Raw genomic sequence first — 26,845 nt, forward strand, 5'->3', positions numbered from 1 at the left:
GTACCAGTCCGGTGGGAAAGAGAAAACATGTTAAAACGTATCAAGATTGTTACCAGCTTATTGCTGGTCTTAGTTATTTTTGGCCTTTTACAGCTCACATCCGGTGGTCTTTTCTTTAATGCCCTGAAGCATGACAAAGAAAACTTCACCGTCCTGCAAACCATTCGTCAGCAACAGTCCACGCTTAACGGCAGCTGGGTAGCGTTGCTGCAAACCCGTAACACCCTGAACCGCGCGGGCATCCGCTACATGATGGATCAGAACAACATCGGTAGCGGTGCGACCGTAAACGATCTGATGCAGATTGCTTCTGCTTCCCTGAAGCAGGCGGAAAAAAACTGGGCGGATTACGAAGCTCTGCCGCGCGACCCGCGCCAGAGTGAAGGCGCCGCGCTGGAAATCAAACGCAACTACGATATCTATCACGGTGCGCTGGCCGAACTGATCCAGCTCCTGGGGGCAGGCAAGATCAACGAGTTCTTCGATCAGCCGACCCAGAGCTACCAGGACGGCTTTGAGAAGCAGTACGTGAACTACCTGCAGCAGAACGACAGTCTGTATCAGACCGCCGTGGATGACAGCAACAGCTCCTACAGCCAGGCGATCTGGATCCTGCTTAGCGTGCTGATCCTGGTGCTGGTGGTGATTGTCGGCGTCTGGCTGGGTATCCGCCACTCCCTGATCTCCCCGCTGAACCGCCTGACTGACAGCATTCGCCATATCGCCAGCGGCGACCTGGTGAAGCGCATCGAAGTCGACGGCTCTAACGAGATGGGCCAGCTGGCCGATACGCTGCGTCATATGCAGGCTGAACTGATGCGTACCGTGGGCGACGTGCGTAATGGCGCGAACGCCATCTACAGCGGCGCAAGCGAAATCTCCATGGGTAACAACGATCTCTCCTCCCGTACCGAGCAGCAGGCGGCCTCGCTGGAAGAGACCGCTGCGAGTATGGAAGAGCTGACCGCCACCGTGAAGCAGAACGCCGAAAACGCCCGTCAGGCGAGCCATCTGGCGCTGAGCGCGTCCGAGACCGCGCAGAAGGGCGGCAAAGTGGTGGATAACGTGGTGCAAACCATGCGCGACATCGCCGGCAGTTCGCAGAAGATTGCCGACATCATCAGCGTGATCGACGGTATTGCCTTCCAGACCAACATCCTGGCGCTGAACGCGGCGGTAGAAGCGGCCCGTGCCGGTGAGCAGGGACGTGGTTTTGCGGTGGTCGCCGGTGAAGTACGTAACCTGGCCCAGCGCAGCGCCCAGGCGGCACGCGAAATTAAGAGCCTGATTGAAGACTCTGTCGGTCGCGTTGAGCTGGGTTCCACGCTGGTAGAGAGCGCCGGTGAAACCATGGGTGAAATCGTCAGCGCGGTGACCCGCGTGACCGACATCATGGGCGAAATCGCCTCTGCCTCTGATGAGCAGAGCCGCGGTATCGACCAGGTGGGTCTGGCGGTCGCCGAGATGGATCGCGTCACGCAGCAGAACGCCTCGCTGGTGCAGGAATCTGCAGCGGCGGCGGCGGCACTGGAAGAGCAGGCGAGCCGCCTGACTCAGGCGGTGGCGGTGTTCCGTATTCAGCAGGAGCAGCAGACAGCCCGGGCGAACGCAGCGGTGAAAACCCTGGTGTCGCCGGTGACGACCCGTAAAGCGGCCGTTACCGACAGCGGTGATAACTGGGAAACCTTCTGATGTAAAAAGCGCCCTGTTCAGGCAGGGCGCTGTTTTTGTGCCCGGCGGCGCTGCGCTTGCGCGGGCCTGTGGTTTTGTAGGCCGGGTAAGGCGAAGCCGCCACCCGGCAATTCCCGTTACCCTTCGGCGTTAACCACTTTGATCTCCACCATGCCGATCCCCAACTGGCGCGGGGAGTGGCCAAGTATATTCCCTTCGTTAGTGGACTCCGGTGCTGGCGGCACAATCACCAGGGTGCTGCTGCGCGACGGGTTATCGAAATGCAGCGTCGTGGTGGTGACCTCTTTGCCCAGCGTCAGGGTTTGCTCTTTATCGCCAACGCGCACCGGAATGGGTTTATCGGCATTCGGCCCCCAGGCTTTGGCGGTGATCACCAGATCGAATTTCGCCGGAAGCGGCTGGTTGTATTCGATCTTCACCTCATTACCCAGCTGAGCGTTGGACCAGCGGCCCCAGGTTTCCGGACGTGAAATTCCGCTGAACTGCTTCACCTCTTCTGGCGCACCGGCCACGTTAAAGACAAAGCTGTCGGCCTTGTAGCGGATGTCGTTGTCGGACACTTTCAGCATATCGATGTTGCGCTGATAGCGTTCGGTGCTGATCACCGTATCCTTAAACGCCGTCTTGCCTTTCCACTGCGCTTTATCGACGTGCTGCACGCTCTGCTCGCCGCCAAGCTGGCCCTGAGAAACACACCAGTCGGTGGAGAGCGCCAGCGGCTGCGACCACATCTGGCCCATCTTGTAGCAGCGATCGACCCAGACGAAGTTATCCCGCGGGGCAAAGTCTGCCAGCTGGTAGCGCAGCGGCGCGGAGTATTCGCTTTCCGGCAGCGGTTCGACCCGCTTATCGGACACGCGCAGCAGCAGCGGCAGACGGAAATGGCTGCCGGAGAAGGCCATCATGTTCTTCTGGCTGTCGATGGTGAAATCCTTCAGCTCTTTCGGGAAGTTCCACAGACGGATAACGTCCGGTTTCCACGCCAGCACTTTTTCCTTCATGTTGAGGAACACCTCAGAGAGCGACTGCCCGGAAAGGCTGCTGCGGCCGAGGCCGATAAAGTTATCCCCGCCGAGGATATCCAGCACCGTGGCGCCGTTATCCATGGTGTTACGCTTCACCGCCATCACCTCCTGCTGGGGCTTATCGCCACGCAGAATAAAGAACAGGTTGCTGCGATCGAGCTTGTTCAGCGCATCCCAGGCGGTGTTTTTCATCGCCAGATGGTCGGACGAGACCACAATCACCGTGTTTTTAAAGTACGGGGAGGCTTTGATTTTTTCGATCAGCGCCGCGATGTGCTCCTGGCTGCAGCCCACCGCGCTGAACGACTGATTGGGTTTGCCGTCAATGTCATAGCGCTTGCGCTGACAGGTGCGGGAGATAAAACCGTCCGGGTGGTGGGTATCCACCGTCAGGGCAAACAGTGAGAAGCGTTTACCGGACTTTGACAGCTCCTCGTATTTTTTCCAGGTTTCATCCAGCACCGTATCGTCATAGAAGCCCCAGTCGTTGCGGTACGTCGGGTCTGCCACGGTGGTTTTTAACTCTTCTGCGCCATACAGATGGTCAAAACCGTGGGACTGCAGGAACACGTCTTTCCCGGCGAAACGCAGGTTGGCGCCCTGCATGAAATAGTTCTGGTAACCGGAGTTTTTCAGGATATCGCCAAGGCAGATATTCTGCGGGAAGAAGCTGGACACCGAGGCGGAGGCGTTGCCTTCAAACGGGGCGAACAGCGGTATACCGCACTGGGAGGCGACCATTCCGGCGATAGTGTAGTCGGTGCCGGGCAGCTGCGCGGTGTGGCTGAAATCGATCCCCTCATTTTTGATGGCGCCCAGTTCCGGGGCGAGATCCGGGAAGGCGTCATTATCAAAATAGGTGCGCTCCAGGCTTTCACCGTAGATATAGACCAGATTGAGCTGCGGATTCGGAATGGTTTTACCCGGCTCTTTGTAATACGCGGCAAAGTCGGGGTCGCCATCGCGGGACTGCGATTTCACCAGCTCGGTGATCTGGTGAAACGCCGGGCTGGCGTCCACCGAGGCGAGGGCCAGCACCAGCGCCAGCAGGCTGTAGCCGAGATGGTGCGGATGATGGCGGCGTCGGCGCAGGATCCAGCCCAGCAGGCCGAACACCGTTACCAGCGCAACCACGATACCAATACCAGGAAGTATGTACTTACTAACCCCTGCGCCGGTCAGGCTATTGGTCAGGGTGTAGAGGACGGCATCGTTAATGCCATCACCGGTGAAGTAATCACTGGCATAGAGGGTAATGTTCAAAACAACAAAAAGCCCCAGCACCATAAGGGTGACAGCAAACCACCAGGTGTTACGACCCGCTTTGCGGGAATAGATAACGACCGAGGCGATAAAGAGGGCAACAGAAATAAACTCTGACAACAGCTTATCCTCGACAAAGGCATCCGCAGATTAGCGGATTAACTGTTTAATTTTTGGGTGATCCAATGTAATGGCGATGCCATCAAGCTGCAATTGTAGTGTCACGTAATTGTGCTGTTGTTAGGATTTGGTTTAGAAAATTGAATGTTTGACCGGCGTCGCTTTCTGCGGGGGAAGGGGCAAACGCCGCGGCAAGGGGCGCGGCGTTTTGGGGATCAGGAGATAAAGCTCATCCCCTGTTTCAGGACAAAATCACAGGCCTGGGCTTTGACCTTTTTCGCCAGCGGCGAATTACCGATGGTTTCCAGATTCAGTTGCTCACCGTTATTAGCGTTCAGCAGACCCTGGATGCCCTCCAGATAGTTGGTGTCCTGCTGCTGCTCTTCCTGGGTGTCGATACCCAGTTTTCCCAGCACCTGGTTTTTAATATTGGTGGCATCGGTCATCGAGGCCAGCTTCTCTTTGGCGCAGTACTCGAGGATCCCGGCTGCGTTATTCATGTTGCTGGCGGAGAGCGACTGGGTGCCGCTGCTCAGCAGCCCGGTCAGCGCGGAGGCGGTGAGGCCGCCGCTCTGGTAAGAGGTGCTGCCCGCGCTAAGCTGGCTGGCGGCGCTGTTTAGCGTATCCTGCCAGGAGGAGGCGGCCTGTGCTGCACCCGTCATCAAAAGGGCGCTGACTGCGGCGCTGAGAAGAAAATGTGTTTTCATAAAGCCTGCTCTGTCGATTGCCCGTCGGGGCGGAATGGCAGCCAGTATAAACCTCACGCCCGCGCGCTTCGCGGTAAACAATCCTAATACTCTTTCCCGGTAACGCGGCTGCGATAGCTTTCCCAGTCGAAAATCACATACAGGCTGTTCCCGAGCTTCATGCGATCCATCACCCGCTCGCCCAGCAGACGCGTCATCTCTTCAACGTTATGGTTGGTGAGCATGCCGGTGGGGCGTTTCGAGGAGGAGCGGCGATCGACGATCTGGTTGATGATCACTTTTTCATAGCGCGATTCGGTCTGCACGCCGATCTCGTCAATCACCAGCAGGTCGACGTTGCTGAGATCGTTGAGCAGCTGCTCTTCGCTGGTCTCCCGGTTGCTGAAGGTATCCTTCATGGCGGACATAATGTCGGCCACGGTGATGATCAGCACCGATTTACCGCGCAGCAGCAGTTCGTTGCAGATAGCCGCCGCAAGATGATTTTTGCCGGTGCCCGGCTTGCCGCTGAAGATAAAGCTGGCGATGTTGCCGTCGAACTCCTCGACGTACTGGCGCGCCTGCTGCAGGGCTTTAAGCTGTCCCTGGCTCTCGACTTTGTAGTTATCGAAGGAGCAGTTCTGATGCAGGGGGCGAATGCCGGAGCGGTTAAAGGTGCGCTGCATTTTCATGGCGCGGTTCTCCCGGGCCAGCGCCGCCGCGCGGATCTCGCCCTGCTCTTTTTGCCACGCCAGCAGCTCTTCGCCGGTGGTAAAGGCCGGCTTGACGTTGGCAGGCATCATCTTTTGCAGACGCTTCATCAGCTCACCGAGCTCTTTCATTTGGCACCTCGGAATCCGTGGGGGATCTGTTTATCCGGTTCTGAAAAGGTATTCACATCGCGTTTGGCTTGTCCGCCGTTGCTGGCCCGGTTGATCTGCACGCTGCGCGCCAGCTTTTGCTGCCACTGGATATGATGAAACACTTTCCCTTCCGCCTGCCAGTAAGCGGTGAAGGCGGCCAGCTCTTCCGGGGTCACGGGCTGGGTGAGGGCAATACCCCACAGTGCCGCCTGACGCTGGAAATCGGGGTCGGGCTGCCAGCCGTCATACATGGCGAATTTCCCCATCGGCACCGCAACCGGCGCGCTGGTGGGTTCGTCGAAGAATTGCGTATCCAGAGTGACATCGCTGGTCGGGCGCGACAGGCGCGCTTCCGTTTCCAGCAGCTCGGCCAGACGCTGCGGCGTGATCGCATAAAAAGCCGGTGCGTTATCGGCAAAAACGGCGACGGTTCCGCCTTGCGCATTCGCCAGCACGCCGCGCGGGTCGTGCATAAAGGCATCAATGCCAGTGACGCTGGTGGTCAGGATTCTGGAGGACATAACACTTCTCTTACTGAATTACTGCGGACGAGATATGGGCTTATGGTAGCACAGAGAGGAGGGGGCAGGCAGGGGTCTGACACCCACTGCCTGCTCCCCTGAAAATCAGGAGATAATGTTCAGCGTGACATCAATATTGTTGCGGGTGGCGTTAGAGTACGGGCAGACAATGTGCGCCGCATCGACCAGCTTTTTCGCCTCGGCGGCGTCCATCCCCGGCAGGTGAATATTCAGTTTCGCTTCGATGCCAAACCCGGTGGGCAGCGGCCCAATTCCCACTTCCCCCTCGATAAAGGCCTCTTTCGGCATGGTGATTTTGTCGCGCCCGGCGACGAACTTCATCGCGCCAAGGAAACAGGCCGAATAGCCCGCGGCAAACAGCTGTTCCGGGTTGGTGACGTCGCCGCCCGCGCCGCCCATCTCTTTGGGGACGCCCAGCTTCACATCCAGAACGCCATCGGACGAGGTGGCGCGACCATCACGGCCGCCGGTGGCTTTGGCTTTGGCGGTATAGACAACTTTATCTAAAGACATAGTTGGTTCCTTATCTCAGGGTTGTGTGAGCTAAGGACAGGTATAACGCAAGGCAACCTGAACCGCCATTTTTCGGTAGTGTTGCCGCTGGGCCTGTTCATCGGCTCCCTTCTCAAACAGCAGGGTGAAGGTGTAGCTGTTGGCGACATAGTGAAAGCTGAAGCTGCTGATCAGGCGGTGCAGATCCCGGGCATTCACCGTCTCATTAAACAGCTGCTTCTCTTTACCGCGGTTAAGGATGGTTTCCAGCAGATCCAGCGCGCTGCGGTTTACCTGGCGCAATAAGGCTGACTGCTGCATAAACCGGCCGCGCTGCATGTTCTCCATGCAGATGATACGAATGTAGTCGGGATGATCGGCGTGATAGTCAAAGGTGGTCTCCACCAGCTGCACCAGCGCTTCTACCGGCGGCATCGCATCCAGGCTGAGCTGCTTTTCACTGGCGCGGATCTGCGTGTAGACGTACTCCAGCACCAGCAGGTAAAGGTTCTCTTTTGTCCTGAAGTGGTACACCACCATCCGTTTGGTGGTGCCCGCTTTCTCGGCAATCTGCTCCATGCGCGCGCCGTTGAGCCCGTACTCGGCAAACAGCGAGAGGGCGCTGAGGAAGATTTTATCTTTCAGGCGGGATCCGTCGCTGTGTTCTGCGTTTTCGCTGCCAGGGTTAGACACATCCTCTCCTTACTTAGCCACGTGAGAACAGAGGATTATCGCCACGGCAGCGGGAGAACACAACTCTCAGACCCGGGGGCGTTTGCGGTAGAGCCAGAGTCCGGGTATCGACAGCCCGACAGAGAGCGCCCCAACAATTGACGAAGCCTTCAGGAAATTGGTCAGCAACAGGATCATCTGCGCTTCGCTGTAGCCAAAATGGCTGATCTTCACGGCTGAAATCATCGCGGTATAGGCTGAGATGCCCGGAAACATCGGGATCACCGCCGCGACGGTAAAGACTTTCGGATGGGCCAGATACCAGCGCGACCACTGGATACCGATGCTGCCGACCAGCATTGAGGCCATAAAGGTCGACCATTCAATATTCAGCCCGGCGGTCATCATCGTCATGCGGGAACCGTGGCCGATAGCCCCCAGCAGCGCGCACCACGGCAGGGCGCGATGGGGAACGTTAAACACCATGGCAAACCCGACCGCCGGAATGGCCGCCAGCAGCATGTCCTGGACCAGCGCCCAAAGAAAATCGATTATGCCCATCCGCGAAGCCCCCATAACGTCATGGCCATCACCACCCCGATACAGGTGGCCAGGGTCAGTAAACTGGCAATCGCCCAGCGCGCCAGGCCGGTATTGATGTGCCCTTTAAACATGTCCGCCACGGCATTGATCAGCGGAAAGCCGGGCACCAGCAGCAGCACGCTGGCGGCCATGGCGATGGTAGGGGTGGTGGCGAACCCTGGCAGTCGCAGCAGTAGCCCGGAGACCGTGGTAGCGACGAACGCGGTGATGCAGAAGTTAATCTGCGGGTGCAGATGCCGGCCTGTCAGCACCTGGCGCACGTACATGGCGAGGGTGCTGGCAATAAAGGTGATCAGCGCACCGTCCCAGCCGCCGTTATTGAGTTTGCAGAAGCAGGCGCAGGAGAGGCCCACTATCAGCACCACCAGCCAGCGCGGATAGCGCAATGGCTTGATCTGGCTGAAACGCCTTTCGACGCCCTGCGCGTCCAGCAGTTTATGTTCTGCCATAATCACGATGTGTTGTACTTCGGTCACAACGTGCATGTTGATCCCGCGATCCTGATTTTTACGGGTGGAGGTCAGACACTGGCCTGCTTTGATGGTGGTCAGCACAATGGCATTTGAGGAGATTGAGCTCTCCACGCTGTCCATGCCCAGCGCCAGCCCCAGCCGGGTGGAGAGCTCCTCGACCAGGGCGCTTTCGGCACCGTGTTGCAATAAAAAAAGGCCGCACTGAATACACAGTCGTGTAACGGCGCGTTGTGAGGTCTGATCTGCCTGCATGTGTTGCCCTGAGGGAGAGTTGCTGTTGAATGGCCGGAATGTCTACTTTTAGCACACAACCCGGTGGCGCTTGCTCTGGGTCAGATCAAGGTTTAAGCAGATTTACGAGCGACTGTAGTCGATAAACAGGGATTAAATAATTATCGATGTCTATGAGTTGAATATTTTTATATTTATTTATTTTATATTTAGAATATCTAACTTCCTATTTTTGAAAAGATCAGGATAAAAAGATTAACTTTTGCCGTTGATTTTGCGATATTAATGCTGGTTTTGGCGGTGTACAAAATTGTGATATTTGCGGTGCGGTTAGTTACTGCATTTCAATTTGCTCAAATTATGGAAAAGGACAACATTACATTTTTACGTCGCCATGTTAAATAATCAGGTATTTTCAACTGGATGAAAAGCACGGAATGGCCGTATGAATGGATTCGGAGCGCAAAAGCCGTCACTGAGCTGTAAGAGCCTAATAATAATTAGTAAATCGCCCATAATGCAAACCGGTCTCGGTTGTGTTGTGTCACGTAATTTTCCTGACTACGATTGTTCATACTGTCGGACCCATGAAGAGCTGACGCTTCTTCAGCTGCGCCGCGCCGTAGTTGTCATCGTTGATATCTCAGGTGACCAGAACAATCCGCGTAATATCTGCAATCAATATTACGCGTTACAAAATCAATATCGTGAGATTCACTGGATATTTCTGGTTTCTCGCACATTTTATCCTCTCGCTGTCGAACTGCTGATGCGCCCAGAAAGTTCATTGCTTTCCGATATGGAACCCGTCGAAGGCGTGGTTAAGGCGATCCGGGCTGGTAGTGAACATGCAGATCGTATTAGTCAGACGCTATTAAGACCTGAGCCGGAAGAGCTTTATGACAATCAGGATGATGTCATGTTGACGTTTTCAGAGCGAAAGGTATTGCGCCTGCTTGGGAAAGGATGGGGAATTAATCAAATTGCGGCGTTACTGAAGAAGAGTAATAAAACAGTGAGCGCGCAAAAAAATAGTGCAATGAGAAGACTCGCCTTAACAAGTAATGCCGAAATGTATGCGTGGATTAACAGCACCAAGGGAATGAAAGAGCTGAGTTTATTCTCTGCCTATGGAGAGCAAGACGAATGGAAAAGAGCGCGACAAAAAGACATATCGCTATCATCGAAAAGTGCATGATGAGCGCTACGGGGCTGAAGCATCTTTTTGCCAGCCCTTCACTCAGGGATTATGATGTTCATGTATTTAATAACATCGCCAGTTTTCAATCCTCACTTAATTTTATTCCGTATGCCTCGTTGATTTATTCACTCTCTGACGAGCGAGAAGAGCGACGCAACTGCCTTATCTGTATCAAAGAAATAGCAACTAACCACGGCATGATTCAGCGCATTGTTCTGGCGTCAGATGAGGCAGAAGCGAGCCTGATCAATCAGCTTTCGCCTTCACGTTTGCACGGGGTTATTCTCAAATCCGATTCGCTGGCCAGCCTGCAGGAGCAGCTGGGCAAATTACTCAGCGAAAACCGCCGGGTCAATGACAGCCAGAATAACCACTGGAATTTGCATCGTGGACGACTGCTTAGCCCGACCGAGCGCGCCATTTTGCAGTATATGTCGTGTGGCTTTTCCATCCCGGAAATTGCCACCCGACTCGATCGCAACATCAAAACCATTCGGGCGCATAAGTTTAATGCCATGCTTAAGCTCGGGGTGCGTTCCGACGTGGGGTTACTGCACGCTGCCGATATCCTGACGCATTTCCCGGTACCGGATCACCGCACGCCACGCTTTATTACTACGCACTTTTCGTAATCCGCGTTAATGTCTGCGCCAGAGCGTTTCTGGCGCAGGACTTACAGACAAACGTCCACCCATGTCGCCTGAGTGAGTTCGGCCATTCTTTCCGGAGAAATGCGCACTGCGCTATGGATTGCGCCGGCAGCGGGCAGAACTTCCGCATACTCCCTGAGTGAAATATCGCAGTAGACCGCCAGCGGCGTTTCCAGTCCGAACGGGCAGACGCCGCCGACGGGATGCCCCGTAATGATCACCACCTCATCGCTGCTCAACATGCGGGCTTTTGCGCCAAACGTCTGCTTCAGCTTTTTGTTATCCAGGCGCGCATCGCCTTTGGCGACCACGAGTATCACCTCATCTTTCACTTTCAGCGACAGCGTTTTCGCTATCTGGCCTGGCGCAACATTGTGCGCTTCGGCCGCCAGCGCAACGGTGGCGGTGCTCTGCCCGAGTTCGATGACTTCGATATCCGGGGCGTGGTCAGCAAAAAATTGGCGCACAGACTGCAAACTCATTGTTTCCTCCAGAAAAATACTCTGTCTAATCTGTCATAAGAAATTATGCGCTGTAAATATTTCCTAAGTCACAAACATCTAACATCAGCGATTTCTGGATCCTCTTCACAATCACGGAAACCGGTTACAGTAACCGGTTGCAGACCATGATGGGGAGATTAATACTGATCACGTCATTTCCCCTGTATCCAATAATAAGAGTCGATTATGAAACCTATCCGTTTGAGCAGTACCGCTGGTATACGAACCAGCAAGGTGGTGAAAGTGGTATATGGAACACCGTGCGGCGTAACTGCGCCCGAAACGATCGTCTGACAGGAGAGCCGTTATGTCTGCCAACCATGCTGCGTTTAACCTGATATTCCGCTTTGTCGAAAACTATGTCAGCCCCATTGCCGGGCGCATCTCGTCCCAGCGTCACGTGATGGCGATCCGCGACGGTTTTATCTCCGCCATGCCGTTTATGATTGTCGGCTCTTTCTTATTAGTGTTTGCGTATCCGCCGTTTTCACCTGACACCACATGGGGCTTCGCCCGCGCCTGGCTGGATATGGCGAAACAGTTCGAAGGCCAGATCCTGACTCCCTTCGATATGACCATGGGGGTGATGTCCCTCTATATTTGTGCCGCCATCGCCTATAACCTGGGCAAGCACTACGTTAAGTCATATCAGCTCGATCCCTTCATGTGCGCCATGCTGTCGCTGATGGCCTTCCTGCTGATTGCCGCACCAAAAACCAAAGGCGCGCTGCCGGTAGACAGCCTCGGCGGTACGGGGATCTTCACCGCCATTCTGGTGGCGATCTACTGTGTAGAACTGATGCGTTTTCTGAAGGCGCACAACATCGGTATTCGCCTGCCTGACCAGGTGCCGCCGATGATTAAAAACTCCTTCGATCTGCTGATCCCGGTGCTGGTGGTGGTGTTAACTCTCTATCCGCTGAGCCTGCTCATTCAGTCGCAGTTTGGCATGCTGATCCCGCAGGCAATTATGGCCATCTTTAAGCCGCTGGTGGCGGCGGCGGACTCGCTGCCTGCGATCCTGCTGGCGGTACTGATTGGTCATCTGCTGTGGTTTGCGGGCATTCATGGAGCGGCAATTGTCTCTGGTATGCTGCAGATGTTCTGGCTCACCAACCTTGGGATGAACCAGACGGCGCTGGCACAAAGCGCGCCGCTGCCGCACATCTTTATGGAAGCGTTCTGGACTTTCTTTATCGTGATTGGTGGTTCCGGGGCAACGATGGGCCTGGTGTTCTGCTACCTGCGTAGCCGCTCTGCGCATCTGCGGTCTATTGGACGTCTGAGCGTGGTGCCGAGCATTTTCAACATCAACGAACCGGTGATCTTCGGTACGCCAATCGTCATGAACCCGGTGTTCTTTATTCCGTTCCTGCTGGCGCCCATGGTGAACGCGGTGCTGGCGTGGGCGGCGATGAAGCTGGATCTGATTGGTCGCGTGATTTCAGTTGTTCCCTGGACCGCACCTGCGCCTGTAGGGGCTGCATGGGCGCTGGGCTGGGACTTCCGCGCGGCGATCCTCGTGCTGCTGCTCGCGGGGGTTTCTGCCATCATCTACTACCCGTTCTTTAAGGTGTACGAGAAACAGCTGCTGGCGCAGGAGGCCGAAGAGGCCCAGCGCACAGAAGAGGAAAGCCAGCAGGTGGCATAGGTAAAAGCAAAACGGCAACCCGAGGGTTGCCGTTTTTAATGTTTGCTCCCTCTCCCCGTGGGAGAGGGCATCCGCACAACGCTATTTAAGGGTACAGTCGCCGCACTGCTGAACATCCGGCAGGCGATTGCGCTGGCAACAGGTACGACGTACCAGCAGCCCATCACGGGGTATGACCGTGCGGTAAAGCGGGTTATCACGTCCATCGGACAACTGTCGGGCAAAGAAAATCGCCTGACGCAGCGCGTCCACTTTCTCATCCCCCAGCAGGGTTTTCATTTCGGTCAGATACCAGTGGATTAAGTAGCCGGTATTGCTCCAGATAAGTTTGCCGTTGATCTCACCCGTCGCTTCCAGCGCATCAACCACCGGGATCAGCGCGCGGGCAATCAGCACTTCCATCCGCTGCTGGGGCGAAAGCGATGTCGTCTGGCTGTCTTCCTGGACGTCGATCCAGAAGCAGGCTGCGCGCCCGGTCTCATGGAACTCCACGTGGAAGTGCTCAGGGGAGAGATCCAGCGCCACGTCCTGGGTAAGCAGGGCCAGCATCATTGGCGGCACCAGCAGTCCGATATACCACTGCGCCCACAGCGACAGCAGCGGCTTGTTCTCGCGCGCCAGGGTGGGCTGGTTACGGTAAATATGATCGGAGTAGGTCGCCAGCAATGACTGAAGCTCGGCAGGGCGTTGCCACTGGGCCAGCGTCAGGGCATGGTGGGGATGGGGTTCGTCCAGCTTGATCACGTCCAGCAGGTAGGCTCGCGTCCCGGCAATGGTCTCACGCACCGCGTCCGCAAGCCCTGAAGGCCCGGTCGGGAGGGGAGTTTGCCAGATGATATTCTCAACGGCTTGTGCAGAACGTATGGCCATAAGTTAGCTGGATAAAAATCTAAATGATAATGATTGCCAATCCTAACTATTGATAAAACCTTGCGCAAGGGTTTTTACACATTCTGGCTTAACGCTGACAAATGATAAAATCTATCATATGATATTGGTTATCATTATCGATTTGAGAGACAGATCATGTTGAGCAGAGCGTTAGGAAGTGGATGGGGAGTAATACTGCCGGGGATGATGATTGCCGGACTGGCGTGTATCGATCTGTCGTTAGCGGTCTGGAAAGGGATTATCGCGTCAGGATTGCTGATTTCATCCGCCATGATCTGGCATAAACAACTGCGGCATTTCGTGCTGCTGCCATCGTGTGTCGCGCTGATTGCGGGAATATGGGTTATGGCAATGAATCTGAACTAAGGAAGTAAGAGAGAACATCTAAGGAGAGATAAGATAATTGGTGCGAGGGGGGGGACTCGAACCCCCACATCCTAAGGACACTAACACCTGAAGCTAGCGCGTCTACCAATTCCGCCACCTTCGCACAGTCATCTTATTTTGTTGATATCGCCTCGTTGGTGCGAGGGGGGGGACTCGAACCCCCACATCCTAAGGACACTAACACCTGAAGCTAGCGCGTCTACCAATTCCGCCACCTTCGCCCAGTGCGAGCAATATCAATCATGGTTATTGGTGCGAGGGGGGGGACTCGAACCCCCACATCCTAAGGACACTAACACCTGAAGCTAGCGCGTCTACCAATTCCGCCACCTTCGCATACCATCGATACAAAAAAAGTATCGTAACCACGGAGGCGCATTCTAGATGTTTTCAGCTGTTCGTCAACAGATAATTGTGCTGGATGTTTTATTTGTTGCAAAAATGGCCTGATCGGGTGGATCAGGCCTGAGGGGGTTACTTCTTCGCCTGGCGGGTCATGATCGCGCGGTAGATCTTAAAGCGGCCGGTTTGTGCCAGCACTTCGTGGAAACCGAAGACTTCGTCCAGCACTTTCGGGTACGGCAGGAAGGCGTTTGCCACGATCCGCAGCTCGCCGCCGCTGTTCAGATGGCGCACCGCGGTGCGAATCAGGGTCTGTGCCGCTTCGAGAGTGGTCTCTACTCCGTCATGGAATGGCGGGTTGGAGATGATCATATCGAAGCGACCGGTCACGTCGGATAAGACGTTGGAGGCAAACACTTCACCTTCGATGCCGTTGGCCGCAAGGGTGGCGCGGCTGGCTTCGATGGCTGATGCGCCGACATCCGTCAGGGTTAAACGCACCTTTGGTGAATGGCTGGCCAGCACTGCGGAGAGCACGCCTGCGCCACAGCCGACGTCCAGCACCTTGCCTTTAGTGTGCGGTGTGAAGGTGGAGAGCAGCAGCTGGCTGCCCACGTCCAGGCCGTCACGGCTAAAGACGCCCGGCAGCGTTTTGATGGTCAGGCCATCGATCTGGTACTCGCCCCAGTATTTTTCCGCATCAAAGGTCGGTTTTTTGTCCAGACGGCCATGATAGAAACCACAGCGACGCGCGCTGTCCACTTTGTTCAGGGTGACGTACTCCGCAAGCATCTGCTCGGCGCTGCGCACGCCGCTGCGGTTTTCACCGACAACGAAGATATCGCAACCCACCGGCAGCAGAGAGAGCAGGTTCATCAGCTGGAACTGGGCTTCGGGTTTGTTCTTCGGCCAGTAGTAGATCAGCGTGTCGCAGTCAGCCACGTCGGCCTGTTCAGCCACCAGGCTGAAACGGGCGCGCTCGCCCATCTGACGGCTCAGTACCTGCCAGTGGTGATACTGCTGGGTGTGCGCACGGCTGTCGGCACACTCGAAACGGGCAGGCAGGTCATCCTGCATATCTCCGGCAAACAGAATACGGCTTTGTTCGAAATCATCACTGTGGCGCAGCAAGACTTCACTTGCCGGGGTAAATGCAGACATGAATTGTTCCTCAATAAACTCAGGCGGGGATTATAGTAGGTAGATGGCGCAGATTCGACACATTTGGTATATTTGCGCGCCTGACAAACAGGAGTTTTTGCAATGGCAACCCGACGAGACAGGCAATTACAGCAACTGGGCATCACCCAGTGGGCGCTGCGCCGCCCGGCGGCATTGCAGGGTGAAATCGCCATCTCGATTCCGGCGCATATTCGTCTGGTGATGGTGGCGAAGAGCCTGCCCGCGTTGAGCGAGCCGGTGGTTGCTGACGTGCTGCGCGCGCTGAAGCTGGGTGCCGACCAGGTGCTGCAGCTGACGCCCGATCGCGTCGCCATGCTGCCCGAGGGCAGCCGCTGCAACAGCTGGCAACTTGGCGTAAGAGAAGAGATTGCTCTGGAGGGCGCGAGTATGGCGACGCCAGCCCTGGACGAACTTAACGTAAACCCGGCGGCACGTCGCGCGCTGTGGCAACAAATCTGCGAACATGAACACAATTTCTTCCCTCACGACGACTGATTTAGCGCAGGCTTTTGACATCGAAAAACGCGCCCACGCTTTTCCGTGGAGTGAAAAAACCTTTGCCAGCAACCAGGGTGAGCGTTACCTGAACTATCGGCTGGATGTTGATAATCAGCTGGCGGCATTTGCCATCACGCAGGTCGTTCTGGATGAAGCGACGCTGTTTAACATCGCTGTAGATCCTGCTTTCCAGCGCCGTGGGCTGGGCAGAGAACTGCTGGAACACTTAATTCGCGAGCTGGAAGCACGAGACGTATTCACCCTGTGGCTGGAAGTACGGGCCTCGAACGTCGCCGCCATCGCACTCTATGAAAGCCTGGGCTTTAACGAGGCGACGATCCGCCGTAACTATTACCCCACCGCAGAAGGACGTGAAGACGCCATCATCATGGCTCTGCCGCTTGGATAACTAAAAGGTTGTAACAATGAACTGGGACTGGATTTTCTTTGATGCTGACGAAACGCTGTTTACCTTCGACGCGTACGGCGGCTTACAGCGGATGTTTCTCGACTACAGCGTGACCTTCACCGCGGAAGACTTCCAGGATTACCAGACGGTGAATAAACCGTTGTGGGTGGACTACCAGAACGGCGCCATCACCGCGTTACAGCTTCAGCACCAGCGTTTTCAGGGGTGGTCGGATCGCCTTAACGTTCCGCCTGGGGATCTGAACAAGGCCTTCCTGAATGCGATGGCCGAGATCTGCGCCCCGCTGCCGGGCGCCGCGTCGCTGCTTGCCTCCCTGAAGGGCAAGGCGAAGCTCGGGATCATCACCAACGGGTTTACGGCGCTTCAGCAGATCCGTCTTGAGCGGACCGGTTTTCGTGACTACTTTGATTTATTAGTGATTTCAGAACAGGTGGGTGTGGCAAAACCGGCCCCGCAAATCTTTGATTATGCGCTGGCTCAGGCCGGCAATCCTGACCGGTCAAACGTGCTGATGGTGGGCGACACAGCGGAGTCCGATATCCTTGGCGGGATGAACGCCGGGCTGTCGACCGTCTGGCTAAATGCGCACAACCGCACCCTGCCGGAGGGAATCAAACCGACCTGGACCGTGACCTCCCTGAGCGAACTGGAGCAACTCCTGTGTAAACATTGATTGCCTGCCCCCCATTGATGGGTAAAATAGCCGCATTTTCGTATTCATGATGCGCGGCCTGCTGCCGCGCTTTTTAAAGAAGATTCAATTATGACGTTGTCTCCTTATCTGCAAGAGGTGGCGAAACGCCGTACTTTTGCCATTATCTCTCACCCGGATGCCGGTAAAACGACCATTACCGAGAAGGTGTTGCTGTTCGGACAGGCGATCCAGACCGCCGGTACGGTAAAAGGCCGTGGCTCTGCCCAGCATGCAAAATCTGACTGGATGGAGATGGAAAAGCAGCGTGGTATCTCGATTACCACCTCCGTAATGCAGTTCCCGTATCACGACTGCCTGGTGAACCTGCTGGACACCCCGGGTCACGAAGACTTCTCCGAAGATACCTACCGTACCCTGACGGCGGTGGACTGCTGCCTGATGGTTATCGATGCCGCAAAAGGCGTTGAGGATCGTACCCGTAAGCTGATGGAAGTCACCCGTCTGCGCGATACGCCGATCCTGACCTTCATGAACAAACTCGACCGCGACATTCGCGATCCGATGGAAGTGATGGATGAAGTGGAGCGCGAGCTGAAGATCGCCTGCGCACCCATCACCTGGCCGATTGGCTGCGGCAAGCTGTTTAAGGGGGTTTATCACCTCTATAAAGACGAAACCTATCTGTACCAGACCGGTAAAGGTCACACCATCCAGGAAGTGCGTGTCGTGAAAGGGCTGGATAACCCGGATCTGGACGCGGCTGTGGGTGAAGAGCTGGCGGGCCAGTTGCGTGATGAGCTGGAGCTGGTGAAAGGCGCTTCCCACGAGTTTGACCAGGAGCTGTTCCTGAGCGGTGAAATCACCCCGGTCTTCTTTGGTACCGCGCTGGGTAACTTTGGCGTAGACCATATGCTTGACGGCCTGGTGGAGTGGGCGCCGCAGCCGATGCCGCGTAACACCGACACCCGTGAAGTGGTTGCCAGCGAAGAGAAGTTCACCGGCTTCGTCTTTAAGATCCAGGCCAACATGGACCCGAAACACCGCGACCGTGTGGCGTTTATGCGTGTGGTATCCGGTAAGTATGAAAAAGGCATGAAGCTGCGCCAGGTGCGTACCGGTAAAGACGTGGTGATCTCCGATGCGCTGACCTTTATGGCCGGTGACCGTTCCCATGTGGAAGAAGCCTATCCGGGCGACATCATCGGTCTGCATAACCACGGCACCATCCAGATCGGTGACACCTTTACCCAGGGCGAGATGATGAAGTTCACCGGGATTCCGAACTTCGCACCGGAGCTGTTCCGCCGTATCCGCCTGAAAGATCCGCTGAAGCAGAAACAGCTGCTGAAAGGGCTGGTTCAGCTGTCGGAAGAGGGCGCGGTACAGGTGTTCCGTCCGATTGCCAACAACGACCTGATTGTAGGTGCGGTAGGTGTGCTGCAGTTTGACGTGGTGGTTGCCCGTCTGAAGAGCGAGTACAACGTTGAAGCGATTTACGAATCGGTAAACGTGGCGACGGCGCGCTGGGTAGAGTGTTCTGACGTGAAGAAATTCGAAGAGTTTAAGCGTAAGAACGAGGTTCAGCTGGCGCTCGACGGCGGTGATAACCTCACCTATATCGCCCCGACCATGGTTAACCTGAACCTGGCGCACGATCGTTATCCGGATATTCAGTTCCGTAAAACCCGCGAGCACTAATCCCTTCTCAGAGCACGGCAGCCGCCGTGCTCTGCTTAAATCCCTGCCTTATTAATCCCTTGCGGAATGTTCTTAATTCAATAGCTTTTGCTGCTTATTGCTCATTTTTTGCCCGATTCTGAAAGCGCGCCTGCGAGAGTGATCTATATTTAACTCAGTGTTTAACACCGGGCGCAGATGAAAGCTCCATTCAATGCGTGTTGATAAGGTTCTCATCTCGCCCGAGTGTTGATTGGTAGTAAGAAAGACTACTTGCACGTAATGATTGACGCTCGAATTCGGAGCAAAACACAGGAATACATCGATGAATACTAAAAAACTGAAGATTTCGAAAACTCTGCTGGCGGTAATGATGGGTAGCGCACTGGTATGCGGTTCTGCAATGGCGGAAACCACCGCAACAGAAAAAGCGCAATCCACTGCTAATACCGCAGGGGAAAAAATCGATAACTCTATGAATAAAGTCGGTAACTTCATGGATGACAGCTCTATCACAGCAAAAGTTAAAGCTGCACTGGTGGATGCTGATGACATTAAGAGCACCGATATCTCTGTAGAAACCGATAAAAACGTCGTTACCCTGAGTGGCTTCGTTGAAAGCCAGGCGCAGGCTGAAAAAGCCGTTACCGTGGCGAAAGGTGTTGAAGGCGTGAAATCCGTCAGCGACAAGCTGCATGTCCGTGACGGCAAAGAGCAATCTGCCAAGGGCTATGCGGGTGACGCAGCCACCACCAGCGAAATTAAAGCCAAACTGCTGGCTGATGACATCGTCCCTTCACGTCACGTGAAAGTGGAAACCACTGACGGCGTGGTACAGCTGAGCGGTGAAGTAGAGTCAAAAGCGCAGAGCGACCGCGCTGAAAGCATCGCTAAAGCCATTGATGGCGTGAAAAGCGTTAAAAACGACCTGAAAGTTAAATAAAACGCCTAAATTCGTCCTTCTGGCTGAGGCCAGAAGGCGAGATAACAATTACACATGTAGATATCGCCGTGAGCACCTGGGCGCTCACCATGCGGTCGACATTAACTATGGTAAAGGAGAGTCATATGTTTCGTTGGGGCATCATTTTTCTGGTTATCGCGTTAATTGCCGCCGCTCTGGGTTTTGGTGGTCTGGCGGGTACCGCGGCGGGTGCGGCGAAAATTGTCTTCGTCGTCGGTATTATCCTGTTCCTGGTAAGCCTGTTCACCGGACGCCGTCGTCCATAGCACAGGTAACCGTTATGCTGAAGAAAAGGCCCATGTTAAGCATGGGCCTTTTTATTTGGCTGCGTGCTGGCGTACATCCGGTTTGGGAAAACCGGCAGGTGTGCGCTACTGTGTAGGGACATAACAAATAAAAAAACAGGACAGCAGAGGTGGGGCAGCGAATTCCGGTTACGCTCGGCAACATTGCGCCGTTAGCACTTAAACCCTTCCGACCGGGGCAGATTGCGCTGGTGTGTGAAGGCGGTGGGCAGCGAGGGATCTTCACGGCTGGCGTGCTGGACGAGTTTATGCGCGCGCAGTTTAACCCGTTCGATCTCTTTTTCGGTACCTCCGCCGGGGCGCAGAATCTCTCAGCCTACGTCTGTAATCAGCCGGGTTATGCCCGCAAAGTGATCATGCGTTACACCACTTCCCGCGACTTCTTCGATCCGCTGCGCTTTGTGCGCGGCGGCAATCTTATCGATCTTGACTGGCTGCTGGACGCCACCGCCAGCAAAATGCCCCTGGCGATGGACAGCGCCTCGCGCCTGTTCGATGCCGGGAAAGCCTTCTGGATGTGCGCCTGTCGCGGAGATGACTACTCGGCCAGCTACTTTTCGCCGCAAAAAGAGAACTGGCTCGACATTCTTCGTGCTTCCAGCGCCATCCCCGGTTTCTACCGCACGGGGGCGCTGCTGGATGGGATCAGCTATCTCGACGGCGGCGTCAGCGATGCCATCCCGGTGCAGGAGGCGGCCCGACGCGGGGCGAATACCATCGTGGTGATCCGCACCGTGCCGTCGCAGATGTACTATACGCCCGAGTGGTTTAAACGGATGGAGCGCTGGCTGGGTGAAAGCAGCCTGCAACCGATGCTCAATCTGGTATCGCACCATGAGGCGAGCTATCACGCCATCCAGCATTTTATTGAAAAGCCGCCGGGTAAACTCAGGATCTTCGAAATTTACCCGCCAAAGCCGCTTAACAGTATGGCTCTGGGCAGCCGCATTCCCGCCCTGCGCGACGACTACAAAACCGGCCGCCTGTGCGGGCGCTATTTCCTGGCAACGGTGGGCAAACTGCTGGCCGAGCAGCCGCCGCTGCGCCGCCACCAGCGGATCATTGCCCCTGCCACGGTGGTGGTTCCTCCGGCAAGCGTGGCCAACGATGTGCTAACCACGTCGCTGGTTAATGCCCCGCAGGCGAACGACACCCTGTTTGATAACGAGGATCTGGCGTGACTTACCGCTTTATTGATACCCATTGTCACTTTGATTTTTCCCCCTTTACCGGTGATGAGCCCGCCAGCATCCAGCGTGCCGCCGAGGCAGGCGTGATGGCGATCCTGGTCCCGGCCATCGATGTGGCGAGCATCGATCGCGTGTTGGGTCTCGGCGCCCGCTATCCGTCTCTGTATATGGCGCTGGGCCTGCACCCTATTGTGATTGAATCCCATCAGGATGCGCATCTGGACAAGCTGGAGGCGGTGCTCGCGGCGAAGCCGGAAAAGCTGGTGGCAGTGGGGGAGATCGGCCTCGATCTCTATCGGGAGGATCCTCACTTCGAAAGACAGGAAGCGATCCTCGATGCCCAGCTCAAGCTGGCGAAACGCTACGATCTGCCGGTGATCCTCCACTCCCGGCGCACCCACGATAAACTGGCGATGCACCTCAGGCGCCATAACCTGCCGCGAACCGGGGTGGTTCACGGTTATGCCGGGAGCCTGCAGCAGGCTCAGCGTTTTGTGGAGATGGGCTATAAAATTGGCGTCGGCGGCACTATCACTTATCCCCGCGCCAGTAAAACCCGGGACGTGATGGCGCAGCTCCCGCTCTCCGCCCTGTTGCTGGAGACCGACGCCCCCGATATGCCGCTCAACGGGTTTCAGGGCCAGCCGAACCGGCCCGAGCAGGCGGCGAGGGTGTTTGCAACCTTATGCGAACTGCGCCCGGAGCCCGCGGATGAGATCGCTCAGGCGCTGCTGGATAACACCCGCACACTGTTCAACCTGCGGCTATAAATAGAGCGCCGGGCGGATGACCCTGATCCGCTCACGCTCCAGCCGCTGCGCCAGCGGTTCGACATCATCGGCCGTCGCGCTGCGCCAGTGACGGGCTTCGCCGTAGACGCCATGGGCGTGAAAGGCGTTGATCCTGACCGGAACATCCCCCAGCTGACGGATAAAGTTGACCAGATCGCGATAGTGCGTCAGGTAATCGCAGCGATCCGGGATCACCAGTAAACGCAGCTCGCTGAGCCGGTTGCGTGCTGCCAGCCAGCGAATGCTGTGCTTGATAAGCACGTTGTCGCGCCCGGTCAGAAAACGGTGATGGGCATTGTCCCAGGCCTTAAGATCGAGCATAGCGCCATCAAACACCGGGAGCAGTTTTTGCCAGCCGGTTTCGCTTAGCAGGCCGTTGCTGTCCACCAGGCAGGTCAGATGCTGCAGCTGTGAATCGGCTTTCAGGGTCTTAAACAGGGCCACCAGAAACGGCAGCTGAGTGGTGGCTTCTCCGCCGCTGACGGTGATGCCGGAGATAAACGGCGCAACCTTGCGGATCTGCGCGACGATCTCCTCCAGGCTTAACCGCTGGGCCATGGGCGTCGCCTGCTGCGGGCACATCTGCAGACAGGTATCGCACTGCTGGCAGGTCGCCTCATCCCACCAGACCCGTCCGGCCTGAATGTTCAGCGCATCGTGCGGGCAGTGCGGCACGCAGGCGGCACAGTCGTTGCAGCGCCCAATGGTCCATGGGTTATGGCAGGTTTTGCAGCGCAGGTTACACCCCTGCAGGAACAGGGCCAGGCGACTGCCGGGCCCGTCGACGCAGGAGAAGGGGATAACCTTACTGACTAAAGCGCATCTGCTGTTCATGGCTTATCACGCGCGGCTGGCGCTCCAGTATGCGGGTGTTGCGGGCGGCCTCTTCGCCCAGCCAGGTGGTATTGGTGCGTGAGCCTTCGGCGCGGTATTTTTCCAGATCGGACAGCCGCACCATATAACCCGTCACGCGAACCAGATCGTTCCCCGACACGTTGGCGCTGAATTCACGCATGCCGGCGCGGAAGGCGCCCAGACAGAGTTCCACCACCGCCTGCGGGTTGCGCTTCACGGTTTCGTCAAGGGTCAGGATATCGCTGATTCCCGCATGATAGTGGCGATGATGCGGGGCGACCGCCAGCAGGTGGCTAATCGGATCCGGCTCGTCGCCATAGGGCAGACGCGCTCCCGGGGTGGTGTCCACGTCGGAGCTGATCCCCGACTGGGCATGCAGCATGGCGCGCTGTCGCCAGCCGTGTTTTACCGGAGTCGCCTCCACAAAGGCCGCCAGCTGTTCGCTAATGCGATACCCCAGCGCATTAGCCTGGTCATCCTGGCCGTAGCGCCCGGTAATCCCCGCTTTCTCGCACAGCACGTTCACCGCCTCAGCCAGGCCATACATGCCGAACATGGGCACAAAACTGTCGGGATTGATCAGCCCTTCTTTAACCAGGAAGCTATTCTCAAAGAAGCCGGAACGCTGATACAGGAAGTCGCAACGCGCATCGATAATGGCTATCTGCTGCCGACAGTAGTGCGGCAGCGCGTGGGTAAAGAACGCCTCGAGAGATTCGCTCTGCTCCGCGATGGCCTTCAGGTTGAGGCGCACCAGCGTGCTTCCTCCGCCTGCCAGCGGCAGCGAGTTGTAACAGCTGACCACGCCAAAGCCCTTTTTTGTGAAAATTTTATCATTTACCGGGCCGTTGGCGATATGCGGTTTGCTGCATGCGCAGATGTTCTTCGCCACCTCCAGCAGCAGATCGTCCGGGGTGATGTCAGGATCATAAATAAAGGTGAGATTGGGTGAAACCTGCTTAAGCTCTGCGTCGGCACGTAAAATGGCGCGCGTTACAGGGCCGTCTGCCGGGCCGATATTGGCATGGACGAAGGCATCTGGCAGGGTGCGATCGAGGTAGCGCCAGAAACGTTTTATTCGAATATCGATTTCTTCTTGTGTTAGAATTCTAACATACGGCTGCAGCAGCGTATCGAGATGGCCGAGGAAAACCGGCATGCCGGTAACGGACGGAACATGGTGGTAAAGGATGGTCAGCAGCGACAGCGCATCATCCAGATCCTGAGCGCCTTCCAGTTCCAGCCAGGCTGAACCCTGCTTCAGGAACAGCGCATAGTCGGGCAACACGTAGCGCGGTTTGTAGGGCGCATGGCCTTCAAACATATCGCAGATATATCCCCCGGCCAGGGCCAGACGCGCATCGTTATCCAGGGCCGGGTAGGGCAGGTTGTTTTCCGCCTCCAGCGCCAGGAAGTGGCGTTTTTGTTCAGGGCTTAACACCGGGCTTGTCACAATCTTCTGGCAACGTTGTTGCAGGGCGGCGGGCGTGGATGGAGACATGTCGCTTCCTTATTCTTCTGCATGGACAGGGGAAGAGTGTAGAAAGAGTCCCATCGGTTGCCTTTGATCCTGCGCGGGTGCCTGACGCTTTAATCAGCAGTTGTAGCTAAATTATTTGAAGTTGATCTCATTACGGTTATGCAAATTTGTATGCATATTTCATTAACTGTGATGAATGTCGAAGTGAGAAAGCGGGTGAATGTTAGAATACTCACAGACCCGCAAGGTGAAATTTTACGGCTATACGCCCGGAGAATGTTATGACCGATTTAACCGCAAGCAGCCTGCGTGCTTTAAAACTGATGGATCTGACCACCCTGAATGACGACGACACGAATGAGAAAGTGATCGCCCTGTGTCATCAGGCGAAGACCCCGGTGGGCACCACGGCGGCTATCTGTATCTATCCGCGTTTCATTCCGATCGCGCGTAAGACCCTGAAAGAGCAGGGCACGCCGGAAGTGCGTATTGCCACCGTGACCAACTTCCCGCACGGCAACGACGACATCGACATCGCCCTGGCAGAGACCCGCGCCGCTATCGCTTACGGCGCTGACGAAGTGGACGTGGTCTTCCCGTACCGTGCGCTGATTGCTGGCAACGAGCAGGTCGGTTTTGAGCTGGTGAAAGCCTGTAAAGAGGCCTGCGCGGCGGCAAACGTGCTGCTGAAGGTGATCATCGAAACCGGTGAGCTGAAAGAAGAGGCGTTGATCCGTAAAGCGTCTGAAATCTCCATCAAAGCCGGTGCTGACTTCATTAAAACCTCCACCGGTAAAGTGCCGGTAAATGCTACCCCGGAAAGCGCACGTATCATGATGGAAGTGATCCGCGATATGGGCGTGGAAAAAACCGTAGGCTTCAAACCGGCAGGCGGCGTGCGTACCGCAGAAGACGCGCAGCAGTTCCTGGCGATTGCCGATGAGCTGTTCGGTGCCGACTGGGCAGACGCCCGCCACTACCGTTTTGGCGCATCCAGCCTGCTGGCCAGCCTGTTGAAGGCGCTGGGTCACGGCGACGGTAAGAGCGCAAGCAGCTACTAATAGCACTATTCGTTGTAGGCCGGATAAGGCGTAGTCGCCCTCCGGCGTTATTCCGGTTCGCCGGGTGGCGCTACGCTTACCCGGCCTACGGTTAGCCTTCGACTCACTTCCTCAGGGGGTTATTTTGTTTCTCGCACAAGAAATTATTCGTAAAAAACGTGATGGTCATGCTTTAAGCGACGAAGAGATCCGTTTCTTTATCAACGGCATTCGCGACAATACCATCTCTGAAGGGCAGATTGCCGCCCTGGCGATGACCATTTTCTTCCATGATATGGCCATGCCGGAGCGCGTGTCGCTGACCATGGCTATGCGGGATTCAGGAACCGTTCTGGACTGGAAGAGCCTTAACCTTAATGGCCCGATCGTGGACAAACACTCCACCGGCGGCGTGGGTGATGTCACCTCGCTGATGCTGGGGCCAATGGTCGCTGCCTGCGGCGGCTATATTCCGATGATTTCCGGGCGCGGCCTCGGCCATACCGGCGGCACGCTCGACAAACTGGAAGCCATTCCGGGCTTCGATATCTTCCCGGATGACAACCGCTTCCGCGACATTATTAAAGATGTGGGTGTGGCGATTATCGGCCAGACCAGCTCCCTTGCTCCGGCGGATAAGCGTTTTTACGCCACGCGTGACATTACCGCGACCGTCGACTCCATCCCGCTGATCACCGCCTCGATCCTCGCCAAGAAACTGGCCGAAGGTCTGGATGCGCTGGTGATGGACGTGAAAGTGGGCAGCGGCGCCTTTATGCCGACCTACGAACTCTCAGCCCAGCTTGCCGAAGCGATCGTTGGCGTTGCCAATGGCGCAGGCGTGCGCACCACCGCGCTGCTCACCGACATGAACCAGGTGCTGGCGTCCAGCGCGGGTAATGCCGTTGAAGTACGCGAAGCGGTGCAGTTCCTGACCGGAGAATACCGTAACCCGCGCCTGTTCGACGTGACCATGGCGCTGTGCGTTGAGATGCTCATCTCGGGCAAGCTGGCGAAAGATGACGCCGACGCCCGGGCGAAACTGCAGGCGGTACTGGATAACGGCAAAGCGGCGGAGATCTTTGGCCGCATGGTGGCAGCCCAGAAAGGCCCGACCGATTTCGTGGAAAACTACGCCAGATACCTGCCAACCGCAATGCTCAGCAAAGCGGTGTACGCGGATACCGAAGGCTTTGTCTCGGCGATGGACACGCGCGCGCTGGGTATGGCGGTCGTCTCCATGGGCGGCGGTCGCCGCCAGGCCTCCGACAGCATTGATTACAGCGTCGGCTTCACCGATATGGCCCGTCTGGGCGACAGCGTTGACGGCCAGCGTCCGCTGGCGGTGATCCACGCGAAAGATGAAAACAGCTGGCAGGACGCGGCGAAAGCCGTGAAGGCTGCCATTACTCTGGCGGATAATGCCCCAGAAAGCTCGCCTTCGGTCTATCGCCGTATTACCGAATAGCGGTATACTGATCTGATCGCTTT

Annotated in this window: 28 protein-coding genes and 3 tRNA genes; 15 read left to right on the plus strand and 16 right to left on the minus strand. The window is 56.2% G+C overall.

Translation table 11 applies throughout. From position 1 onward, the window contains the following. The first annotated feature begins 27 nt into the window (after positions 1-27). Positions 28-1,692, plus strand: a complete 1,665-nt coding sequence (tsr, locus tag NB069_RS02895) for a methyl-accepting chemotaxis protein (protein WP_250587623.1) — start codon at positions 28-30, stop codon at positions 1,690-1,692. Between the two features lie 116 nt (positions 1,693-1,808). On the opposite strand, the gene opgB is transcribed toward tsr, so the two are convergent. From opgB to NB069_RS02935, 8 genes are all read right to left on the minus strand, one after another. Beyond that, positions 1,809-4,100, minus strand: a complete 2,292-nt coding sequence (opgB, locus tag NB069_RS02900; RefSeq protein ID WP_250587624.1) for a phosphatidylglycerol--membrane-oligosaccharide glycerophosphotransferase — start codon at positions 4,098-4,100, stop codon at positions 1,809-1,811. Between the two features lie 215 nt (positions 4,101-4,315). Then, positions 4,316-4,807, minus strand: a complete 492-nt coding sequence (locus NB069_RS02905; protein WP_250587626.1) for a DUF2501 domain-containing protein — start codon at positions 4,805-4,807, stop codon at positions 4,316-4,318. An 83-nt stretch (positions 4,808-4,890) separates the two neighbouring features. Beyond that, entirely contained in the window at positions 4,891-5,628 is a 738-nt protein-coding gene (gene dnaC, locus NB069_RS02910) for a DNA replication protein DnaC (protein ID WP_250587633.1), read from the minus strand. Next, positions 5,625-6,170, minus strand: coding sequence for a primosomal protein DnaT (dnaT, locus tag NB069_RS02915; protein ID WP_250587635.1), 546 nt, complete (start codon positions 6,168-6,170; stop codon positions 5,625-5,627). Before dnaT ends, dnaC begins: the two co-directional genes overlap by 4 nt. Before the next feature lie 105 nt (positions 6,171-6,275). Further along, complete coding sequence (locus NB069_RS02920; RefSeq protein ID WP_250587637.1) at positions 6,276-6,704, minus strand: organic hydroperoxide resistance protein; 429 nt, start codon at positions 6,702-6,704, stop codon at positions 6,276-6,278. A 30-nt stretch (positions 6,705-6,734) separates the two neighbouring features. Continuing rightward, entirely contained in the window at positions 6,735-7,376 is a 642-nt protein-coding gene (locus NB069_RS02925; RefSeq protein WP_250587639.1) for a TetR family transcriptional regulator, read from the minus strand. A 66-nt stretch (positions 7,377-7,442) separates the two neighbouring features. Then, positions 7,443-7,916, minus strand: coding sequence for a threonine/serine exporter (locus tag NB069_RS02930; protein WP_250587641.1), 474 nt, complete (start codon positions 7,914-7,916; stop codon positions 7,443-7,445). Further along, complete coding sequence (locus NB069_RS02935; protein ID WP_250587643.1) at positions 7,907-8,683, minus strand: threonine/serine ThrE exporter family protein; 777 nt, start codon at positions 8,681-8,683, stop codon at positions 7,907-7,909. The genes NB069_RS02930 and NB069_RS02935 overlap by 10 nt, the downstream gene beginning before the upstream one ends. Positions 8,684-9,107: 424 nt before the next feature. On the opposite strand from NB069_RS02935, the gene NB069_RS02940 reads away from it, so the two are divergent. Both NB069_RS02940 and bglJ read left to right on the plus strand, forming a co-directional pair. Beyond that, positions 9,108-9,860, plus strand: a complete 753-nt coding sequence (locus NB069_RS02940; RefSeq protein ID WP_250587645.1) for a helix-turn-helix domain-containing protein — start codon at positions 9,108-9,110, stop codon at positions 9,858-9,860. Beyond that, positions 9,860-10,495: a DNA-binding transcriptional activator BglJ gene (gene bglJ, locus NB069_RS02945; RefSeq protein ID WP_250589443.1), complete on the plus strand. Its 636-nt coding sequence runs from the start codon at positions 9,860-9,862 to the stop codon at positions 10,493-10,495. Before NB069_RS02940 ends, bglJ begins: the two co-directional genes overlap by 1 nt. A 41-nt stretch (positions 10,496-10,536) precedes the next feature. Here bglJ and NB069_RS02950 read toward each other — a convergent pair whose 3' ends face one another. After that, positions 10,537-10,995: a YbaK/EbsC family protein gene (locus NB069_RS02950; protein ID WP_250587646.1), complete on the minus strand. Its 459-nt coding sequence runs from the start codon at positions 10,993-10,995 to the stop codon at positions 10,537-10,539. Positions 10,996-11,323: 328 nt separating this feature from the next. Here NB069_RS02950 and NB069_RS02955 point away from each other — a divergent pair, with 328 nt between their 5' ends. Continuing rightward, positions 11,324-12,667 carry a PTS sugar transporter subunit IIC gene (locus tag NB069_RS02955; RefSeq protein WP_250587647.1) on the plus strand — a complete coding sequence of 448 codons (1,344 nt, stop codon included), beginning with the start codon at positions 11,324-11,326 and terminating at the stop codon, positions 12,665-12,667. Positions 12,668-12,748: 81 nt separating this feature from the next. On the opposite strand, the gene fhuF is transcribed toward NB069_RS02955, so the two are convergent. Further along, complete coding sequence (fhuF, locus tag NB069_RS02960) at positions 12,749-13,537, minus strand: siderophore-iron reductase FhuF (protein WP_250587648.1); 789 nt, start codon at positions 13,535-13,537, stop codon at positions 12,749-12,751. A 156-nt stretch (positions 13,538-13,693) separates the two neighbouring features. Here fhuF and NB069_RS02965 point away from each other — a divergent pair, with 156 nt between their 5' ends. Beyond that, positions 13,694-13,924 carry a DUF1435 domain-containing protein gene (locus NB069_RS02965; protein WP_250587650.1) on the plus strand — a complete coding sequence of 77 codons (231 nt, stop codon included), beginning with the start codon at positions 13,694-13,696 and terminating at the stop codon, positions 13,922-13,924. 38 nt (positions 13,925-13,962) lie between these two features. Here the strand turns inward: NB069_RS02965 and NB069_RS02970 are convergent. The 4 genes from NB069_RS02970 to rsmC form a co-directional block, all read right to left on the minus strand. Continuing rightward, positions 13,963-14,048: transfer RNA gene (locus tag NB069_RS02970), tRNA-Leu, on the minus strand. A 32-nt stretch (positions 14,049-14,080) separates the two neighbouring features. Beyond that, positions 14,081-14,166 (minus strand) — tRNA-Leu (locus NB069_RS02975). A 29-nt stretch (positions 14,167-14,195) separates the two neighbouring features. Then, positions 14,196-14,281, minus strand: a tRNA-Leu gene (locus tag NB069_RS02980). Positions 14,282-14,419: 138 nt separating this feature from the next. Then, a complete protein-coding gene (gene rsmC, locus NB069_RS02985; RefSeq protein WP_250587652.1) occupies positions 14,420-15,448 on the minus strand; it encodes a 16S rRNA (guanine(1207)-N(2))-methyltransferase RsmC in 1,029 nt (342 codons plus the stop codon). A 102-nt stretch (positions 15,449-15,550) separates the two neighbouring features. On the opposite strand from rsmC, the gene NB069_RS02990 reads away from it, so the two are divergent. From NB069_RS02990 to NB069_RS03025, 8 genes are all read left to right on the plus strand, one after another. Beyond that, positions 15,551-15,964, plus strand: coding sequence for a DNA polymerase III subunit psi (locus tag NB069_RS02990; protein ID WP_250587654.1), 414 nt, complete (start codon positions 15,551-15,553; stop codon positions 15,962-15,964). Continuing rightward, the gene (gene rimI / locus NB069_RS02995; protein WP_139564253.1) at positions 15,933-16,376 is read left to right on the plus strand and encodes a ribosomal protein S18-alanine N-acetyltransferase; all 444 of its coding nucleotides are present in this window, start codon (positions 15,933-15,935) and stop codon (positions 16,374-16,376) included. Before NB069_RS02990 ends, rimI begins: the two co-directional genes overlap by 32 nt. 16 nt (positions 16,377-16,392) lie before the next feature. Continuing rightward, positions 16,393-17,070: a pyrimidine 5'-nucleotidase gene (gene yjjG, locus NB069_RS03000; RefSeq protein ID WP_250587656.1), complete on the plus strand. Its 678-nt coding sequence runs from the start codon at positions 16,393-16,395 to the stop codon at positions 17,068-17,070. A 90-nt stretch (positions 17,071-17,160) separates the two neighbouring features. Then, on the plus strand, positions 17,161-18,750 hold the full coding sequence (prfC, locus tag NB069_RS03005) for a peptide chain release factor 3 (RefSeq protein ID WP_250587658.1): 1,590 nt from the start codon (positions 17,161-17,163) through the stop codon (positions 18,748-18,750). 304 nt (positions 18,751-19,054) lie between these two features. Next, a complete protein-coding gene (gene osmY / locus NB069_RS03010; RefSeq protein WP_250587660.1) occupies positions 19,055-19,672 on the plus strand; it encodes a molecular chaperone OsmY in 618 nt (205 codons plus the stop codon). Between the two features lie 125 nt (positions 19,673-19,797). Further along, complete coding sequence (locus NB069_RS03015) at positions 19,798-19,959, plus strand: DUF1328 domain-containing protein (protein ID WP_002887716.1); 162 nt, start codon at positions 19,798-19,800, stop codon at positions 19,957-19,959. A gap of 149 nt (positions 19,960-20,108) precedes the next feature. Next, the gene (locus NB069_RS03020) at positions 20,109-21,179 is read left to right on the plus strand and encodes a patatin-like phospholipase family protein (RefSeq protein ID WP_250587662.1); all 1,071 of its coding nucleotides are present in this window, start codon (positions 20,109-20,111) and stop codon (positions 21,177-21,179) included. Further along, a complete protein-coding gene (locus NB069_RS03025) occupies positions 21,176-21,958 on the plus strand; it encodes a metal-dependent hydrolase (protein ID WP_250587663.1) in 783 nt (260 codons plus the stop codon). Before NB069_RS03020 ends, NB069_RS03025 begins: the two co-directional genes overlap by 4 nt. On the opposite strand, the gene NB069_RS03030 is transcribed toward NB069_RS03025, so the two are convergent. Beyond that, positions 21,953-22,813, minus strand: a complete 861-nt coding sequence (locus tag NB069_RS03030; RefSeq protein WP_250587665.1) for a YjjW family glycine radical enzyme activase — start codon at positions 22,811-22,813, stop codon at positions 21,953-21,955. The two genes, NB069_RS03025 and NB069_RS03030, sit on opposite strands and share 6 nt — an antisense overlap. Continuing rightward, a complete protein-coding gene (locus NB069_RS03035; protein ID WP_250587667.1) occupies positions 22,785-24,335 on the minus strand; it encodes a YjjI family glycine radical enzyme in 1,551 nt (516 codons plus the stop codon). The genes NB069_RS03030 and NB069_RS03035 overlap by 29 nt, the downstream gene beginning before the upstream one ends. A gap of 260 nt (positions 24,336-24,595) precedes the next feature. On the opposite strand from NB069_RS03035, the gene deoC reads away from it, so the two are divergent. After that, on the plus strand, positions 24,596-25,375 hold the full coding sequence (gene deoC, locus NB069_RS03040) for a deoxyribose-phosphate aldolase (RefSeq protein ID WP_250587669.1): 780 nt from the start codon (positions 24,596-24,598) through the stop codon (positions 25,373-25,375). Positions 25,376-25,499: 124 nt separating this feature from the next. Then, the gene (gene deoA, locus NB069_RS03045) at positions 25,500-26,822 is read left to right on the plus strand and encodes a thymidine phosphorylase (RefSeq protein WP_250587671.1); all 1,323 of its coding nucleotides are present in this window, start codon (positions 25,500-25,502) and stop codon (positions 26,820-26,822) included. Positions 26,823-26,845: the final 23 nt, after the last annotated feature.

The sequence above is a fragment of the Leclercia adecarboxylata genome (assembly GCF_023639785.1).
GTDB lineage: Bacteria > Pseudomonadota > Gammaproteobacteria > Enterobacterales > Enterobacteriaceae > Enterobacter > Enterobacter adecarboxylatus_D.

What these genes read in the sequence shown, in the direction of transcription:
- rsmC (WP_250587652.1), bottom strand. Translation starts at nt 15,448, where the DNA reads ATGTCTGCATTTACCCCGGCAAGTGAAGTCTTGCTGCGCCACAGTGAT.
- NB069_RS02930 (WP_250587641.1), bottom strand. Translation starts at nt 7,916, where the DNA reads ATGGGCATAATCGATTTTCTTTGGGCGCTGGTCCAGGACATGCTGCTG.
- NB069_RS02955 (WP_250587647.1), top strand. Translation starts at nt 11,324, where the DNA reads ATGTCTGCCAACCATGCTGCGTTTAACCTGATATTCCGCTTTGTCGAA.
- deoC (WP_250587669.1), top strand. Translation starts at nt 24,596, where the DNA reads ATGACCGATTTAACCGCAAGCAGCCTGCGTGCTTTAAAACTGATGGAT.
- NB069_RS02950 (WP_250587646.1), bottom strand. Translation starts at nt 10,995, where the DNA reads ATGAGTTTGCAGTCTGTGCGCCAATTTTTTGCTGACCACGCCCCGGAT.
- NB069_RS03030 (WP_250587665.1), bottom strand. Translation starts at nt 22,813, where the DNA reads ATGAACAGCAGATGCGCTTTAGTCAGTAAGGTTATCCCCTTCTCCTGC.
- osmY (WP_250587660.1), top strand. Translation starts at nt 19,055, where the DNA reads ATGAATACTAAAAAACTGAAGATTTCGAAAACTCTGCTGGCGGTAATG.
- tsr (WP_250587623.1), top strand. Translation starts at nt 28, where the DNA reads ATGTTAAAACGTATCAAGATTGTTACCAGCTTATTGCTGGTCTTAGTT.
- prfC (WP_250587658.1), top strand. Translation starts at nt 17,161, where the DNA reads ATGACGTTGTCTCCTTATCTGCAAGAGGTGGCGAAACGCCGTACTTTT.
- rimI (WP_139564253.1), top strand. Translation starts at nt 15,933, where the DNA reads ATGAACACAATTTCTTCCCTCACGACGACTGATTTAGCGCAGGCTTTT.
- NB069_RS03035 (WP_250587667.1), bottom strand. Translation starts at nt 24,335, where the DNA reads ATGTCTCCATCCACGCCCGCCGCCCTGCAACAACGTTGCCAGAAGATT.
- NB069_RS03015 (WP_002887716.1), top strand. Translation starts at nt 19,798, where the DNA reads ATGTTTCGTTGGGGCATCATTTTTCTGGTTATCGCGTTAATTGCCGCC.
- NB069_RS02940 (WP_250587645.1), top strand. Translation starts at nt 9,108, where the DNA reads ATGAATGGATTCGGAGCGCAAAAGCCGTCACTGAGCTGTAAGAGCCTA.
- NB069_RS02965 (WP_250587650.1), top strand. Translation starts at nt 13,694, where the DNA reads ATGTTGAGCAGAGCGTTAGGAAGTGGATGGGGAGTAATACTGCCGGGG.
- fhuF (WP_250587648.1), bottom strand. Translation starts at nt 13,537, where the DNA reads ATGGCCATACGTTCTGCACAAGCCGTTGAGAATATCATCTGGCAAACT.
- NB069_RS02905 (WP_250587626.1), bottom strand. Translation starts at nt 4,807, where the DNA reads ATGAAAACACATTTTCTTCTCAGCGCCGCAGTCAGCGCCCTTTTGATG.
- bglJ (WP_250589443.1), top strand. Translation starts at nt 9,860, where the DNA reads ATGAGCGCTACGGGGCTGAAGCATCTTTTTGCCAGCCCTTCACTCAGG.
- NB069_RS02990 (WP_250587654.1), top strand. Translation starts at nt 15,551, where the DNA reads ATGGCAACCCGACGAGACAGGCAATTACAGCAACTGGGCATCACCCAG.
- NB069_RS02920 (WP_250587637.1), bottom strand. Translation starts at nt 6,704, where the DNA reads ATGTCTTTAGATAAAGTTGTCTATACCGCCAAAGCCAAAGCCACCGGC.
- dnaC (WP_250587633.1), bottom strand. Translation starts at nt 5,628, where the DNA reads ATGAAAGAGCTCGGTGAGCTGATGAAGCGTCTGCAAAAGATGATGCCT.
- NB069_RS02935 (WP_250587643.1), bottom strand. Translation starts at nt 8,683, where the DNA reads ATGCAGGCAGATCAGACCTCACAACGCGCCGTTACACGACTGTGTATT.
- dnaT (WP_250587635.1), bottom strand. Translation starts at nt 6,170, where the DNA reads ATGTCCTCCAGAATCCTGACCACCAGCGTCACTGGCATTGATGCCTTT.
- yjjG (WP_250587656.1), top strand. Translation starts at nt 16,393, where the DNA reads ATGAACTGGGACTGGATTTTCTTTGATGCTGACGAAACGCTGTTTACC.